The sequence below is a fragment of the Herbiconiux ginsengi genome (assembly GCF_900107435.1).
Lineage (GTDB): Bacteria > Actinomycetota > Actinomycetes > Actinomycetales > Microbacteriaceae > Herbiconiux > Herbiconiux ginsengi.
On the sequence record NZ_FNPZ01000002.1, the window covers coordinates 156,386 to 171,114 of the forward strand.

The following is a 14,729-nucleotide window of genomic DNA, read 5'->3' on the forward strand; positions in this document are numbered from 1 at the left end:
CGGGTCCCGTGGGCCTTGTTGCCGCTCGCTACACGCCGTAGTACAGCTCGTACTATTGACGACTAGTTGGCTGCTGTTGTGAGCATCCAACTTCCGCGTGATTCCGGGCATCTGCAATGGTGAAGCGTTGTGCGAGATTGGGCTAGATGGAGAATGCTGCGGACTTTTTGCGGACTAGAGCCGGGTTCGAATGAACGCCTCAAGGTCGCTTCGCCGAATTCTCATCTTCCGTCGAGTGCCAGAGAGCGACACCGCCGCCAGTTCGCCGTCAGCAACGCGGTCGTACACATAATCAGGCGATGTTGAAAGAAGGGCAGCCACGGCGCCGATAGTTAGAAGCTCAAGCGGATCATGGGCCGAGAGCCGGTTCGGCGGAAGCCTAGACACTTCCTCGCGAACGATGTCTCTGATGATCGATTCGATAGTCATGCCAATCAGCATCCGTCACTTGCCGGATCAATATCGTTCCGATTCCATCGCCGCTTACGGCCGACCTTGCGGAGCACGGACGGAGGCGTACGCGAACTGGCGCCAGCACCTCGAATTTTGTGTGGCTTACAGAGCGCGCAGCCGCGCCATCGCCTGTGAGGTGAATGTGCCATGAGTGATTCCTTCCGGTGCCTGCTCCCGCGCCGGTGGGCGGGATAGCAACGTGGCTTCACTCTCTCTCATGCGTTGAGGGTATCAACATGGGTACTTTCCGCAAGGTGGGTCCGCGGTTCGTGTACCCATACCGGAATCTCAGGCGCCCTTCTGAGCGCTCGGGTAGCCGCACCATCCCCCTGTGTGGTGTCAGCCCTGCTAGGGCTTAAGGTGCCCGCTTCTGTGCTTCCTGTACCCACGTGGCATTTCACGGGATCGGGGAGAGGGAGAAGTGGGAACGCCGAGGGCTTCCCGTGGCGCTCAGGTGCAAAAATGGTCGCGGTCACGCCCGCACCCCTGCACGGGACTGCACTAGACGGGACGAATGTGTACACGATTCCGTAATAGTGGATATGCGCGTTCTGGCTCAGTACGGTTCAGGCATGCTCACATTCCCTGTCACTGCTCTTGTCCACACCACTGACGGCCGCACGCTCGTCACCACCGATCCCGATGCTCGGTTCCTACGCAAGTGGGCCGATGGCTCTTCCGCCTGGGGCTATGACCTCTCGGTCGTTGGCTCGTTACTGCCCGTGCGACTCTACGTCGAGGACATCGCCGAGTTCGAGCTGATTGCTTCGTAGCTTCACCCTCCGGGCGTAGCGGTTGGTGCGGCGACTGGCACCCCCTCCCTAAGGCGTTCTGAATTTAGGCGTGCCACCGCTTGTGCAAGCGCCGCACCGGCCCTGCTGATTGCCTTAGCCCGAGCTTTGTCTACTGCGTTCTCATCCATCTCTCAAGCTTCTGCCCGTTAACGCCGAATGGCCCACACCGTGAGAGTGTGGGCCATTCATTGGGCGCTGATCAGGTCAGTGTCGGTAATCACACCGGCTCACTGATCATCCATCCGAATCACGCTGAAAGGAGAAGCGCGAACGGTGAGGTTGACGCCGGTGCTCTACGCGGTGGGCTTAGGCGCTGTGGCCCATTCCGGAATCGCCTCGCCTGGCACGAACACGACATCAAGGCCGGTGTCGGGATGCACGGTGTGAAGATAACCGTTAGCCAGAACAGCGGTCGCGGCTACGTGGCGCGGCCCTGACTCCCTTACGACGACGTTCTCAGCCTCGCGCGGCGTGAGCCCTGTACGCGCGGCGAGGTCTGCTACGGCTTCGCTTCGGGTCACGCGGCGCCCTGCAAGCCTCGGTACACCGCAAATGCGCCGGGGCGCGCGGGCTGAATGTCGCCTCGCCAGTGGGCCACAACTCCGATCTTCCCCTCGTCGGCATAGCGCTCGTTCAGCACCTGGATGGTGAGGCCGAGGCGCTGCCCGATGATGAGCTGCGAGAAGTCTCCCGCGAATAGGTCGGTCGCGCGGTTTGCCATCGTGCCGAGCGTGTACGACGGGATGGTGTTGCTGCTGTAGCGCGGAACATCGGCCACGGCAGCAGGGATGCTCAGCGGCTGCCCGGTCGTGTCGTAGGCCTTGGCATACTGCTGATCGAGGCGACTGTTCCAGACGAGCCCGGTCGGGTTCTCGTTTCCGTTGCGAACTGTGTACAGCAGGTCGATGACCTCATTCCAGTACGCTCCCGTCGTCTGAGGCGTGCCATTCGCTGCGGCCGTGCCGAGCACATTCGCGGGCTTGTTCGCGTTCAGCGCGGCAAGGATGCCCCGAGGGTTCGGAGGCGTGGGAAGGTTGATCGCACCGGCACCGGCCGTGATGGCGCCGTAGAGGGCCACCATATCGAGCTGCCCCGCGATGGCCTGAGCAATGGCCGCAGCGACGACCTGATCGGCGTTCTCGGCGTCTTGGAACCATTCGCGGGTTCCGATGACCAGCGCAGACATCGATTTCGACGTTAGTGTCACGTTGTCGAATGTGGGATCACTCGACGTGATCGCCGAGCCCTCGGCGCGGAACGCTGCGCTCGGGTCGCCCGTGATACGGCCGATGTTGACGGTCGGGGCGCCCATCGGGACGATGGTAGCCCCCGCCTGCGTCACGGCTGCTTTCGCTCGGGCCAGGTCGATGAGCTGGCCGGCCCAATCGGTCGGGATGATCGCTGAGCCGCCCGTCGTGGTGAGGGCTCGGACCATTTCACCGACACCCGAATACTGCGCCTTGGCGAGGTCGTCACGCTCCGAACCGCGAGCTGCGACCGGGTGTGAACTGAACCGCTCATTTGACCGCAGGGCAGCGGGTGCCCCGGTGTCCACGTTGATCCAGTGCGCCGCGCTGTCGCGGCTCTCGGATTGCGAGTGTGCAAACTCGGCAATCTCGCGTTCCTGATCGAGCGAGAGGCGCAGTGACTTGATGCGCTCGGAGTAGGCCGCGTGGTCGGCCTCGGCGCGCTCCCAGGTCTGCCGCTCTTCGGCGGTGAACTCGCGGGTCTGCGCGATTTCGGCCAGCGGCTTGGCGGTGTTCTCCCACGCGGCGGCACGCTCGTCCATGATGCGCTTGATGTTGGTTGCGATGGCTGATGTCATTCAGTTTCCCCTTTCGAGGGCGATTGAGGCCTGCAGGTGCAGGCCCGCGTTGATCACCCGGCGGGTGGCCGGGTGGGTACTGCTGGGGTGTGCCCACGGCCAACCGTGGGCACACGCTTTAGCGGCGTTTCAGCTCTACGGTCTTGAGCTGCTTGTAGACCCGCGCGCCGTCGAGGGTCACGTCGAGGTGTTGTTCTACGTAAATCGGCCCGTCGCGCTCGCCCGACCCGCGATATTGCGCGAGCGGAACGACGGCCTCCGGGCCAGCTTCACCAATGAGGGCAAGTGTCGGCGAGCTGACGATTCCACCCTCGGCGAGCGCCGGAATGTTTTGCAGCTTGTCGAACTTGATGTGGGCACCGCCGAGGATGTCGGGCAGCTTCACATCGAGTCCGCCGAGGGTGTTGTTCCAGGTGTCGATGACGAAGTTCGCGATATTCCGCATCGTGCCGACTGCGAGGTCTTGCAGCCCTTGCCAGGCTTCGCCGACTCGATCCGGAATCGAGGTAAAGAATCCGACGAACTCGCTCACTTTGCCACCGAGCCAGTTCACGGCGTCGCCGGTCATTCCCTGGATGCCGCCCCACCAGCCACCGAACCATTCGGTGATTGCGCCCCAGTTCTTGATGATGAACCCGAGCGGGGTGAAGTTCAGGAACGCATCGGATATCACTCCGATGAACCACTGCGCCCCGGCGAGGATGTTCGCCCAAGCTTCGCCGAGCCATTTCACGACGCCATCCCAGTTTTGAACGAGCCATATACCGGCGAGCACGAGTAGGCCAATAGCGACCACAATTCCGGCGATGATCCATGTCACCGGGCTGGCGTACCAAGCGACGTTGTTCGCGGACTGCGCTGCCGTGTTCATGTTGGTTGCGGCGGTACCCGCGGTCTGTGCGCCTCGGAACGCGATCAAGGGAACGACGGCGGCGGCGACCTGCAAGGCTGCCGGGCCGAACGCCATCATTCCCGCTGCGATGTCCCCAAGTGGTCCGGGGATGCTCACGATCTGCAACAGCCACGAATCGAAGCCACGCTTCACTTCCTCGATTCGATGCTCGGCGGTGTCGTTCAGCTTGTCGCCCACGGAATCCAGGCGCCCTTCGACCTCGCCGAGGCCACCAGCAGTGCCCTGTAGGGAAGCGAGGAATTTCGGGATTCCATCGGTTCCCAGATCCTCAAGCGGGGCGCCGAACAGGCCGACTGCGGCCTGCGCCTGCGCGGCCGGATCGGTCACGCCGAGCAGGGCACTCACGATCATCTGCGTGGCCTCGGCGCCCTGTTCGCCGCCCGCTAGGAGCTTCGCGGACATATCTCCGTAGTTCAGCCCCAAACCCTCGATGATCGGCTGCGTGCGGCCGATATCGGTCGAGACGAGCACCGCGAATTCCTTCACCGCGTCGCCCGTCTTGTCGATTCCGTACATGCCTTTCGCACTGCCCGCGACGAGCATGCTCATGGCCTGCTCGCCCGAGAACCCGAGCTGCGCAAAGAACCCGCCGTACTCGTCTGTCGCGTCTAGCAGATCGGCGCGCAGCTCCACCGGCATCTTGTTCATGGCCGCGGTGAGCAGGTCGAATGCCTGCGCCCCGTCGACCGCGATGCCCTGCGTGATCATCTGGCTTGCGATCTGTGCAGAGCGCCCTACATCGACAGAGAACACATCCGCGAACGTCATCGCTTTGCCTGTCATCGACGCGAGGTCGGCTTCGCTGGCCTCGCGCATGCCGTCGAATGAACCGATGACCGCCGTGACGGCCCCGTTCACCTCCTGCATGTTCTCGCCGTAGTTCTCGGCAAAGAGCTTGCCCGCAGCGCCACCGATTCGAGCGGACTCGGCGGCGGTCAGGTTCAGCTCGGCGTTCATGTGCGCCTGGGATGACTCGATGTCTAGGCTCTCGGCGAAAGCCTGTCCGATCTTCGCCCCAGCGAACGCCGCTGCTGCGCCCGCCGCGATCTTGCCTGCGTTCTTTTCGAAAAGTGAGAACGCCTTGTCCACGCCCCCGGTGTCACCCAGGATGCTGACAACGAAATCCTTACCCGCCGACATCGGGGCTTTCGGCCTCGCCGAGCCATTCGGCGAGAATCGTTTCGGGCCACCCGATCAGCACGAGCGAGAACTTCGCTGGTGCCACCTGAATAATGCTTTGCCCCAGCGCCTCCGCGCCGACTCGGAGGAATTCTCCGTACTCGACATCGGGGCTCACGAGCGTAATCTTCCGTCCTGTCTCCGCGCCCTCGTGGCTGAGCATGACGAAGTGCTCTCGTTCCGCGAGGCCGATGGATAGGGACTCTTCTGCGCTGATCGGGCCGCAGTAGCGGCTCGAAACAGGCGGGTCAAGTTTGAACCCGCGCCAGCGACTCGATTTGGTTTCTCCTGTGATTCGGTACTTCCTTTCGCTAGGCGGCTTGCGCCGCGTCTCTGTCGTCACGCCAGTTCGGACGCTCTTCATCGCACCTCAGGCAACGGTCATTGAATGGCCCCCACCACTTGTGCCCGGCATCGCAGGAGACTGTGCGTGGGCGCTGACGCACTAGCCACTCGTCAGGCGCCATACGAATCCCCTTCGCGACGTAGGCGGCAGGTCGAGCCACCGACACAGACGTTCGCCCGAGAATTCCGGAGATGGCGCGAGCGATGTCGTACTGGTCGGGGTTCAGACCCTCGTTACGCAGGCAGACTGCGACAGCGGCCGTGTCGACACCCGGCTGCGAGGGTGTCTCCAACTCGACGTGCGCGCGGTCTGTACCTAGTAAGAGAGATTGATCAGTCTCATCGGTTAAGTAGATGGATCTGGCCCCGACAGATTGTCCGTTAGGGGCGGACAGGTTGTCGGGTTGTGGCCGACCACTACCCGACAGATTGTCCGGTTGCTTTTCCGGTGCGCCGTTGAGGTGCAGAACGTACCTGTCGGATGTTCGGGAGCCGTTGCCTCTGCGACGTTGCTCGCGGGTCAGCAGCTCGCGGCGCTCGAGAATTTCGATGGCGCGGGAGACGGTCTTTGTCGACATGCAGCACATAGCTGACAGCGTGGCGTGCGAAGGAAAGCACGATCCCGCCTCGTCGGCGTAGTCAGCCAGCGCCATCAGAACGAGTTTCGCGGCCAGGGATGGCTTCGGCACTAGCGGGGGGCTACCGTCCTCACCGAGGGTAAGTGGCACCTGCCCCCATGCCCACACGAGAGCGCGAAGGCTCACAGGCCAGACTCGCCAGCGAACACGCGTTCCCTCTCCGGGTCGCTGAGCGGGTTCTGAGACTCGAACACCAGTTCTCTGGCACTCTCACCCGTCCCGCTCGTTACTGACGCGCCTACGGGGCGCGCAGCGCCTCGGGCGTTCATCGACTTGGCTACGTGAACGAGTGCTGCGATGTCGGCGGCGAGTGCGGCGGTGGTGTCTAGATCAAAGCCCGTGTCGTGAACCGCGACATCGACGCGCCATTGGCTCGCGTCGCTCAGGCGCTCGACCACGATTTCGTAGTCGGGAGTGAGTACGTGGGCGGCCTCGTGGATGAACAACTCGTCGTCGGCATCTAGCAGGGGGTGATCGTTGCCGTAGCGGATGCATCCGGGCTCGGCGCAACTTACGACAGCGGCCGGGGGAGCCTCGCCTGCTATGGTCTGTTCGTTCATCTTCTCGATTCCTCTCGGAGTTGCGAATGTCGGCCCGGCGTCTCTAGCGCCGGGCCTTTTGCGTATTGCGTGCGTTCGCCGGAATCGAACCGGGGAACCTCCTGGCGAGGATGCAAACTCTCGCCGGGCGAACGCTCCTGAACTCCCACCACGCAGATATCAACTCAGAGGGGTGAGCGAGAGGCTGAGCAAGCTCGGAGGCCCGCCACTGTGGCGCGGATCATGCCCGCGTGCATCACTCACCCGATGGAGCTGACAGAGCCGCGCCGCGAGTGGGTAGTTCGTTCTCTATGGAGTTGTGAAGTTGCTAGCCCGTCTTGCGGGCAGCGAGTCAGCCTGACGGGCCGAGGATCGCCGTTCTACGCGAACGCCGCCGCGATGTAAGCGTCGACATCATGGGCACGGAACATCCGGCGCCCACCGATGAGAGCGGATTTTGGGGCAGTCCCGCGGTGGATGAGCCACCGCAGAGCGGCAGGAGTCTTGCGCAGTCTTTGTGCCGCTTCGTCCAGCGTTAGCAGCATGGGGGCTTCGTTCTGGTCTACTTTCACAGTTACCTCCTTTCGCAGCTTGTTGCGTTATAGCGAAGGTATAGCCAGTTGCGTTAGAAGTCAACTATGCTCAATGCATGGCAACTACAGGCAGGCAGCGCGGAAACGATATCGGCGCCACAGGTGTGCGATTTGGGAATCGGGTACGTGAAGTTCGGCAGCACCTCGGGATGACGCAGGATCAGCTCTCCGCAGAGCTAGACCAAATCGGGCGCCCTATTCCGAAAGCCAGCATCGGCCGCATTGAATCCGGCGACAGGAGAGTGGACATCGACGACCTGATGGCGCTTGCCTACGCGCTTAATGTCTCTCCACTCTCATTGCTGCTGCCGTTCCCAAACACTCCCTATGTGGCCGTCTCATTGTTAGAGAACGGCACGGAGATTCCGGCTGAGGATGCATGGCTCTGGGGGCTCGGGGTGAGCCCCCATTTCATGAGGAACAAGAATCATGACGAGGCTGCGCGAGCGGCTGAAAGGCAGCAATTCCAGGAAATGTCTAAGCCTTGGTGGCTCGACGTCCAGGCGGATTTCAGTGCCGACCTTCGCGCGTCGCGCCAAATCCGAGATCGCTAATGAGCATTAGACAGCGGCCCGATGGTTCGTGGCGGGCTCGTTTCCGCGACGCGGACGGCAAAGAGCACGCTAGGCACTTCAAGTACAAGAACAACCCCCGCCATCCTGAGGACAGCGCGCAGCACTGGCTCGATCACGTAACCACTTCGGTAGTGACGGGCACGTACGTCGACCCGAAATTGGCGAAGCTCACGGTAGGGGAGTGGTGCGACACCTGGCTATCGGCCTACGAACAGAATCGAGCATCATCAGTGCGTCAGGCGCGCTCGCACGTGAAGCACATCAAGACGGCGTTCGGCTCTCGCCAGCTTCGTGATGTGCGTCCCTCGGATGTGAAGGCGTGGACGGCGGCGCTCAAGGCATCCGGGCTGGCAGATTCGACCGTTTACGCGCTGCATTCGCGCCTGTCTCACATCTTCACCGACGCGGTGCACGACGGCCTCGTGCCGCGCTCTCCGGTCAGCAGACGTACCTCGCCGGGACAGGCGAAGCAGCGAATGTACGTCGCGACCACTGAGCAGGTCTGGGAGCTGCACGAGCGGATGCCCGCCCATTTCAAGCCGGTGATCCTGCTTGGCGCCTTCGCCGGGCTTCGGATCGGAGAGATAGCGGCGCTCCGAACGAGCGATGTTGATTTCCTCCGGGGCATCATCACTCCGGAGGTTCAGTACCCGGCGCTACCTCTGAAAACCGAGACTTCGAAAACGCCGATCCCGATTCCGCTTGACCTCTGCACCGAGCTGTCGCGCGTCCCGGCGAAGTGGGGGAGTGCGACACTCGTCGTCGGTGCCTTCGGGCGCCCGGTGTCGCCGTACACAATCGAGACGGCTTTCCGGAAGGTGGCCGACTCGATCAAGGGGCTACCCGCGGGGTTCCGCATCCAGGACCTACGGCACTACTTCGCGTCGTTCCTGATCGCGTCGAACATGGACATCAAGACGGTTCAGAAGCTGCTGCGCCATGCGTCCGCGAAAGTCACCCTCGACACCTACGGGCACATGTGGCCGGACAAAGAAGAGTCCGCACGAGCTGCCATCGCGAAGACAATGGCAACTCGTGCGGACTTTTTGCGGACTAGAGGGGTCGAAACCCCCGGAATCCCGCGTGATCTAGCTACACGCCGTAGTACAGCTCGTACTCGAAGGGGTGCGGGCGCTGGGCGATCGGCTTGATCTCGTTCTCACGCTTGTACGTGATCCAGGTCTCGATCAGGTCGGGGGTGAACACGTTGCCCTTGGTGAGGAACTCGTGGTCGGCCTCGAGCGCGTCGAGGGCCTCGCCGAGCGATGCCGGCACCTGGGGGATGTTCTTGGCTTCCTCGGGGGGCAGCTCGTAGAGGTCCTTGTCGACGGGCTCGTGCGGCTCGATGCGGTTCTGGATGCCGTCCAGGCCCGCCATCAGCTGCGCCGCGAAGGCGAGGTAGGGGTTGCCCGAGGCATCCGGTGCGCGGAACTCGATGCGCTTGGCCTTCGGGTTCGTTCCCGTGATCGGGATGCGGATCGACGCGGAACGGTTACCGGCCGAGTAGACCAGGTTGACCGGAGCCTCGAAGCCGGGGACCAGGCGGTGGTAGGAGTTCACCGTCGGGTTCGTGAAGGCGAGCACCGCGGGGGCGTGCTTCAGCAGACCGCCGATGTACCAGCGGGCGAGGTCGCTGAGTCCGCCGTAGCCGGCCTCGTCGTAGAACAGCGGGGTGCCGTCGTTCCACAGCGACTGGTGGGTGTGCATGCCCGATCCGTTGTCGCCGAAGAGCGGCTTCGGCATGAACGTCGCGGTCTTGCCCCAGAGGTTCGCCGTGTTCTTGACGATGTACTTGAACTTCAGGATGTCGTCGGCCGCGTGCACCATGGTGTCGAAGCGGTAGTTGATCTCACCCTGGCCGGCGGTGCCGACCTCGTGGTGGGCGCGCTCGAGGATGAGACCGGAGTCGATCAGCTTGAGCGAGATGTCGTCGCGCAGGTCGGCGTGCTGGTCGACCGGGCTGACGGGGAAGTAGCCGCCCTTGTAGGGGGTCTTGTTGGCGAGGTTTCCGCCTTCTTCGACGCGGCCCGTGTTCCAGGCGGCCTCGGAGGAGTCGACGGAGTAGAAGCTCGAGTTCTGCTTCACCTCGTAGCGCACGTCGTCGAAGATGTAGAACTCGGCCTCGGGGGCGAAGAACGCGGTGTCGGCGATGCCGGTCGAGGCGAGGTACTTCTCGGCCTTCTTCGCAACCTGACGCGGGTCGCGCGAGTAGATCTCGCCGTTGCGCGGGTTGTAGATGTCGAAGACGAGGATCAGGGTGCGCTCGGCCCGGAAGGGATCGATGTAAGCCGTGGAGACGTCAGGGATGAGCTGCATGTCCGACTCGTGGATCGACGCGAAGCCGCGGATCGAGGAGCCGTCGAAGAGCTGACCGACGGCGAAGAACTCCTCGTCGACGGTGGCGGCGGGGATGTTGAAGTGCTGCTGGACACCGGGAAGATCGGTGAACCGGATATCAAGGAACTTGACGTCCGTGTCCTTGATGAACTTGAGCACCTCGGAAGAGTCACTGAACATGTGAGAGATCTCCAAATGGCTTGGTACAGAAAACAGCTGCAGATGCAGCCACCGCCACCCTAGAGGCGCGGCATTACCCGGCGGTGTCGCAATTGTTTCCGGGATGTTACGAACCCTCCGAAGAGGCCCGGAATCTCAGCGTTTGACGAGCACCGTGCCCGCGAAGACGTCGTGGAGGCCCCGCTGATCGGAATCCCAGATGACCGCCGGGATGACCAGCATGAGCAGGAGCGTGCGCACGATCGGTCGCCACCAGCCCGCGTAGCTCCCGTCGAGCCGCACCACCCGCATCCCGAGGAGCAGATGCCCGAGCCCGCCGCCCAGCGTGATCATGAGCACGACCTGCTCGATGAAGAAGATGATGCTCGACGCGAAGGGATTCTCGAAGAAGAACGCGAAGTAGATCACGTAGCAGAAGGCGAAGTCGATCAGGAGGGCCGCGATCCTGCGGCCGGAGCGAGCGATCGAACCGTGCCCCTCCCGGTTCAGGCCGAGACGTTCTCCTGGCCACTCGCTCGGAGCAGCACCTCCCGAGACGCTTGCCACCCCGGTCTCAGCGGCCGCGCTGCGGACGCATCCGCATCGGGTCGATGCCCTTGGGGATGGGCAACGGAGACGACGACAGCGACGTGAGCCGGTTGGAGACGGCCATGACCTCGGGCTTGGTGAGGTTCGGCTTGATGCGCGCCATCTTGGCGGCGACACGGTGCAGAGGCACCGCATCCGGATCCGGGCCGACCGAGAGGAAGGTCACGGGCACGTTCGGGAGGATGCGGAGCACCTTGCGACGCTCCTCCTCGAGCATCTTGTTGGTGCGGGAGCGGGGTCCTTCGCTGATCAGCACGACGCCGCCACGGCCGACGGCACGGTAGACCGCATCCTGCGTCTTCCCGTTGACGGCCACGGGCATCTCGCTGCCGCGCCAGCTGCGCTTCAGCGAACTGCGCAGAACGGCGCCCACAGCGCCGGGCTGCCCTTCGATCTGCTTGTAGGCGGCGCGCTCGGCGCGGCGGCCGAGGATGATGAGAGCGGCCAGCAGACCGCCGAGAACGCCCGCGAGAATCCACATCACCATGGCGAACACGTTGTCGCGCGAGAAGATCAGGGCCAGAGCCACACCCACGAGCACGGGCACGCCGAAACCGAGGGCCATCAGCCACACGGCGTTCTTGTCGTAGCGGCGGGTCATCGTGAAGACCTGCCACATCTGTTTGATGCGGCCCGGCTCTTTCGGGGCTTTCGGTGTTGCGTCGGTCTTGCGTGCCATGCCTCCAAGGATACTTCGTCGAACCGACGGCGGAAGCCACGATCCGAGCAGTCCTCCACAAGCGAACGGATGCGCGGATCCGTCCCCAGATCGCGGCGACGAGGTGCGCGGAGGAGAATTGGAAAGGATGCTCGGGGCATGACATTAGGCACGTCTCCGCCCGCTCTTTCCGCCCTCGGTCCTGCGGTCGCCGGGTATCGGCTGCACGAGCTGATCGGCGTCGGAGAGTCCGCGAACGTCTATGCCGGCGTGCTCGATGTGGGCGATGGCGGCGCGGATGTCGCCGGGAGCGATCCGGTGGCGGTGAAGCTCTGCCTGACGTCGGGAGCCGACCCCGTCGCCGGAGAATTCGGGCGGGAGACGGAGTGCCGCGTGCTGGCGCTGCGCCCCATCGCTGCGATGCCGCGGCTGCTCGATCTCGGCACCACGGAACGCGGTGAGTTGGTGATGGTGATGACCCTGTGCCGAGGCCGCCCGGGGTCTTCGCCGGTGCCGCGCGCCGGCCGGCCGGCGGTGGACCCGGGCGAACTGTCCCGCCTGGTCGACGAACTGCACGAGGCGGGTGTCGCGCATGGCGGGCTGGATGCGGACGCGGTGCTCGTGGGCGACGACGGCGACCATTCCCTCGTGGGGTTCCGGTCGGCGCGATTCGCGGGGGAGGCCGGGTTCGACGCGCTCGTGGGCGACGACCTCCGCGCCGTCGCCGTGTTCACGCGTGGGCGGGGCATCGTGGCCTTCTCACGCCGGTCGTGGACTGGTGGGGAAGTCGAGTTGCGAGATCCGGTGGTGACGCCGCGGGCGGGCAGGCAGGATTCGCCCGGAGAAGGGTCCGCTTCGCACGACAGTGGATCGTCGACCTCCGGCCTCGACGAAGCCTGGCGGTGGACCGACGGTGCGGTGGAGGAGCCCGGCCACGAGCTCGCCTTCCTCGAGACGGTGGAGCCCGCGGTGCTCGCCCTCCGCGAGAGCGCGGCCGCGCTGCGGGGCCTGGTACGACGTCGCTCGGCGGGGGCGATGGCTCCACGGCGGAGGCGAATCCTGGCCGCCGCCGGAGTGCTCGTGGTGGCCGCCGCCGTCGCCGGCTGCCTGCTCATCCCGGCGAACGGGCACGCCGCCGCAGAGGCGGGCGACGAGTCGTCGGCAGCGGAGTCGTCGGCCCGAGGAGAGGCGCCCGGGGTCACGGGCTCGCCGAGTGGCGTCACGCTCCAGGGCGAAGAGGCCGGCTCCGCAGGGCCACCGTCGGCCATCGAATCCGATGATCCGGTCCGCGCCGCGTCGGCGCTCCTCGATCGGCGACGGGAATGCCTGCGAACCGATGAGCCGCGATGTCTCGACGCTGTCGATCAGTGGAACGCGCCGGCTCTGCTCGCCGACCAGGAGATCGCGCGAGCGACCGCGCCATCCGACGACCCGCTCGCTTCGATCACGGGGGTCGAACTGGTCGAGCGGATCGGCGCCACCGCCCTGCTGCGCGGCACGATCGAGGGCGCGAGCCCCCCGGAGACGACGAAGCCGGTCTCGCTCCTCGTGATGAGGGGCGAGACCGGCTGGAGGCTTCGGTCGTACCGCGTCGGGCGGGGGCCCGACTAGATGCCGAGGTCGGCTTCGAACGATCCGTCTTCGAGGCGGCTCTTCACAGCCGTGAGGAAGCGTGCCGCGTCGGCGCCGTCGACGATCCGGTGGTCGTAGCTGAGCGCCAGGTACACGATGGACCGGATGGCGATGGCCTCGCCGCCGTCGACCTTCACCACGGCGGGCTGCTTCACCACGACGCCGGTGCCGAGGATCGCGACCTGCGGCAGGAACACCAGCGGGGTGTCGAAGAGCGCGCCCCGCGAACCGGTGTTGGTGAGCGTGAACGTGCCGCCGGCCAGCTCGTCGGGCTTCAGCTTGTTGTTGCGGGTGCGGTCGGCGAGATCGGCGATCTGCGTGGCGAATCCGGCGATGTCGAGGTCGCCCGCGTTCTTCACCACGGGGGTGAGGAGGCCGCGCTCGGTGTCGACCGCGATGCTGATGCCCTCGTGGTCGGGGTAGACGATGTTCTCGCCGTCGACCGTGGCGTTGATGATCGGGTACGCCTTCAGTGCCTCGGCGGCCGCGAGGGCGAAGAACGGCAGGAAGGAGAGCTTGGTGCCGGTCTTCTCGAAGAAGCGGCCCTTCACCTGGTCGCGGAACGCGGCCACCTTCGTGACGTCGACCTGCACCACCGTGGTGAGCTGCGCCGACGCCTGCATCGAGGCGACGGCTCGTTCGGCCACGACCTTGCGCAGTCGCGACATCGGCTGCGTCGTTCCACGCAGCGGCGAGATCTCGAGCGGAGCGCGCGTCGACGGAGCGGCGGAGGCGGCCGGAGCCGACACCGCGGCGAGCACATCTTCTTTGCGGATGCGGCCACCGACGCCCGAGCCGGAGACGGTCGCGAGGTCGATGCCACGGTCGTGTGCGAGCTTGCGCACGAGGGGGGTCACGTACCCGGCGTTGCCGGCGCCGGCAACGGGCGCCTCGGCAGCCGGAGCCGGGGCGGAGGGAGCCGGAGCAGCAGCGGGTGCGGGTGCCGCGGCCGGTGCGGCGGCGACCGGTGCGGGGGCCGCAGCGATCGGCTCGGGAGCAGCAGCAGGCGCTTCCTGCACCGGTGCGGGAGCCGCGGCCGGTGCAGGCTCGGCGGGTGCCGGCGCCTCGGTCGACGGCGTCACGACCTGAACCGGAGCCTCCTGCGCGGGGGCGATAGGCTGGGCAGCGGCGACGGGTTCCGGCGCGGGAGCCTCGGTGGCGGCCGGTGCCGGAGCCTCGGCTGCCGGGGCGGCGCCCGATCCGTCTCCGATCGTCACGAGAGCCGTTCCGACCTCGACCGTCTCGTCCTCCTGGACGAGAATGGCCTCGATCACGCCCGCGACGGGCGACGGGATCTCGGTGTCGACCTTGTCGGTCGAGACCTCGAGCAACGGCTCGTCGACCTCCACCCGGTCGCCGACGTTCTTGAGCCAGCGGGTGACCGTACCCTCCGTGACACTCTCACCGAGTGCGGGAAGGTTGACGGATTCGCTCATGACCTTGTCTCCTTATGGAACCGTTCGTTGATACGCCGTGTTGG

Annotated in this window: 15 protein-coding genes; 4 read left to right on the forward strand and 11 right to left on the reverse strand. The window is 64.9% G+C overall.

The window, feature by feature from the left end; genetic code table 11:
- Positions 1 to 174: 174 nt before the first annotated feature.
- Positions 175 to 429 carry a helix-turn-helix domain-containing protein gene (locus BLW00_RS09030; protein ID WP_175494209.1) on the reverse strand — a complete coding sequence of 85 codons (255 nt, stop codon included), beginning with the start codon at positions 427 to 429 and terminating at the stop codon, positions 175 to 177.
- 596 nt (positions 430 to 1,025) lie between these two features.
- Here BLW00_RS09030 and BLW00_RS09035 point away from each other — a divergent pair.
- Positions 1,026 to 1,226, forward strand: coding sequence for a hypothetical protein (locus tag BLW00_RS09035; protein WP_139256671.1), 201 nt, complete (start codon positions 1,026 to 1,028; stop codon positions 1,224 to 1,226).
- Between the two features lie 538 nt (positions 1,227 to 1,764).
- Here the strand turns inward: BLW00_RS09035 and BLW00_RS09040 are convergent.
- From BLW00_RS09040 to BLW00_RS09065, 6 genes are all read right to left on the reverse strand, one after another.
- A complete protein-coding gene (locus BLW00_RS09040) occupies positions 1,765 to 3,072 on the reverse strand; it encodes a phage major capsid protein (protein WP_092552615.1) in 1,308 nt (435 codons plus the stop codon).
- A 118-nt stretch (positions 3,073 to 3,190) separates the two neighbouring features.
- Positions 3,191 to 5,125: a phage tail tape measure protein gene (locus tag BLW00_RS09045; RefSeq protein ID WP_092552619.1), complete on the reverse strand. Its 1,935-nt coding sequence runs from the start codon at positions 5,123 to 5,125 to the stop codon at positions 3,191 to 3,193.
- Entirely contained in the window at positions 5,112 to 5,507 is a 396-nt protein-coding gene (locus tag BLW00_RS22890) for a hypothetical protein (protein WP_139256672.1), read from the reverse strand. The genes BLW00_RS09045 and BLW00_RS22890 overlap by 14 nt, the downstream gene beginning before the upstream one ends.
- Entirely contained in the window at positions 5,476 to 6,273 is a 798-nt protein-coding gene (locus tag BLW00_RS09055; protein ID WP_322788336.1) for a helix-turn-helix domain-containing protein, read from the reverse strand. The genes BLW00_RS22890 and BLW00_RS09055 overlap by 32 nt, the downstream gene beginning before the upstream one ends.
- Positions 6,270 to 6,707 carry a hypothetical protein gene (locus BLW00_RS09060; protein ID WP_092552628.1) on the reverse strand — a complete coding sequence of 146 codons (438 nt, stop codon included), beginning with the start codon at positions 6,705 to 6,707 and terminating at the stop codon, positions 6,270 to 6,272. Before BLW00_RS09060 ends, BLW00_RS09055 begins: the two co-directional genes overlap by 4 nt.
- Before the next feature lie 359 nt (positions 6,708 to 7,066).
- On the reverse strand, positions 7,067 to 7,231 hold the full coding sequence (locus BLW00_RS09065) for a helix-turn-helix transcriptional regulator (protein ID WP_092554612.1): 165 nt from the start codon (positions 7,229 to 7,231) through the stop codon (positions 7,067 to 7,069).
- 104 nt (positions 7,232 to 7,335) lie between these two features.
- Between BLW00_RS09065 and BLW00_RS09070 the strand changes: the two genes are divergently transcribed.
- Positions 7,336 to 7,833 carry a helix-turn-helix domain-containing protein gene (locus BLW00_RS09070; RefSeq protein ID WP_092552631.1) on the forward strand — a complete coding sequence of 166 codons (498 nt, stop codon included), beginning with the start codon at positions 7,336 to 7,338 and terminating at the stop codon, positions 7,831 to 7,833.
- Positions 7,833 to 9,005 carry a tyrosine-type recombinase/integrase gene (locus tag BLW00_RS09075; protein ID WP_092552634.1) on the forward strand — a complete coding sequence of 391 codons (1,173 nt, stop codon included), beginning with the start codon at positions 7,833 to 7,835 and terminating at the stop codon, positions 9,003 to 9,005. The genes BLW00_RS09070 and BLW00_RS09075 overlap by 1 nt, the downstream gene beginning before the upstream one ends.
- On the opposite strand, the gene glnA is transcribed toward BLW00_RS09075, so the two are convergent.
- The 3 genes from glnA to BLW00_RS09090 form a co-directional block, all read right to left on the reverse strand.
- Complete coding sequence (glnA, locus tag BLW00_RS09080; protein WP_092552637.1) at positions 8,947 to 10,371, reverse strand: type I glutamate--ammonia ligase; 1,425 nt, start codon at positions 10,369 to 10,371, stop codon at positions 8,947 to 8,949. The two genes, BLW00_RS09075 and glnA, sit on opposite strands and share 59 nt — an antisense overlap.
- A gap of 135 nt (positions 10,372 to 10,506) precedes the next feature.
- Positions 10,507 to 10,917 carry an RDD family protein gene (locus BLW00_RS09085; protein ID WP_092552640.1) on the reverse strand — a complete coding sequence of 137 codons (411 nt, stop codon included), beginning with the start codon at positions 10,915 to 10,917 and terminating at the stop codon, positions 10,507 to 10,509.
- Between the two features lie 7 nt (positions 10,918 to 10,924).
- The gene (locus tag BLW00_RS09090; RefSeq protein WP_092552643.1) at positions 10,925 to 11,638 is read right to left on the reverse strand and encodes a DUF4191 domain-containing protein; all 714 of its coding nucleotides are present in this window, start codon (positions 11,636 to 11,638) and stop codon (positions 10,925 to 10,927) included.
- 138 nt (positions 11,639 to 11,776) lie between these two features.
- Between BLW00_RS09090 and BLW00_RS09095 the strand changes: the two genes are divergently transcribed.
- Positions 11,777 to 13,228 (forward strand): hypothetical protein, encoded by a 1,452-nt coding sequence (locus BLW00_RS09095; RefSeq protein WP_092552646.1) that lies wholly within the window; start codon positions 11,777 to 11,779, stop codon positions 13,226 to 13,228.
- Here BLW00_RS09095 and sucB read toward each other — a convergent pair.
- A complete protein-coding gene (sucB, locus tag BLW00_RS09100; protein ID WP_092552649.1) occupies positions 13,225 to 14,685 on the reverse strand; it encodes a 2-oxoglutarate dehydrogenase, E2 component, dihydrolipoamide succinyltransferase in 1,461 nt (486 codons plus the stop codon). The genes BLW00_RS09095 and sucB overlap by 4 nt on opposite strands.
- Between the last annotated feature and the right edge of the window lie 44 nt (positions 14,686 to 14,729).

What these genes read in the sequence shown, in the direction of transcription:
- glnA (WP_092552637.1), bottom strand. Translation starts at nt 10,371, where the DNA reads ATGTTCAGTGACTCTTCCGAGGTGCTCAAGTTCATCAAGGACACGGAC.
- BLW00_RS09090 (WP_092552643.1), bottom strand. Translation starts at nt 11,638, where the DNA reads ATGGCACGCAAGACCGACGCAACACCGAAAGCCCCGAAAGAGCCGGGC.
- BLW00_RS09045 (WP_092552619.1), bottom strand. Translation starts at nt 5,125, where the DNA reads ATGTCGGCGGGTAAGGATTTCGTTGTCAGCATCCTGGGTGACACCGGG.
- BLW00_RS09075 (WP_092552634.1), top strand. Translation starts at nt 7,833, where the DNA reads ATGAGCATTAGACAGCGGCCCGATGGTTCGTGGCGGGCTCGTTTCCGC.
- sucB (WP_092552649.1), bottom strand. Translation starts at nt 14,685, where the DNA reads ATGAGCGAATCCGTCAACCTTCCCGCACTCGGTGAGAGTGTCACGGAG.
- BLW00_RS09030 (WP_175494209.1), bottom strand. Translation starts at nt 429, where the DNA reads ATGACTATCGAATCGATCATCAGAGACATCGTTCGCGAGGAAGTGTCT.
- BLW00_RS09035 (WP_139256671.1), top strand. Translation starts at nt 1,026, where the DNA reads ATGCTCACATTCCCTGTCACTGCTCTTGTCCACACCACTGACGGCCGC.
- BLW00_RS09040 (WP_092552615.1), bottom strand. Translation starts at nt 3,072, where the DNA reads ATGACATCAGCCATCGCAACCAACATCAAGCGCATCATGGACGAGCGT.
- BLW00_RS09095 (WP_092552646.1), top strand. Translation starts at nt 11,777, where the DNA reads ATGACATTAGGCACGTCTCCGCCCGCTCTTTCCGCCCTCGGTCCTGCG.
- BLW00_RS09060 (WP_092552628.1), bottom strand. Translation starts at nt 6,707, where the DNA reads ATGAACGAACAGACCATAGCAGGCGAGGCTCCCCCGGCCGCTGTCGTA.
- BLW00_RS09070 (WP_092552631.1), top strand. Translation starts at nt 7,336, where the DNA reads ATGGCAACTACAGGCAGGCAGCGCGGAAACGATATCGGCGCCACAGGT.
- BLW00_RS09065 (WP_092554612.1), bottom strand. Translation starts at nt 7,231, where the DNA reads ATGCTGCTAACGCTGGACGAAGCGGCACAAAGACTGCGCAAGACTCCT.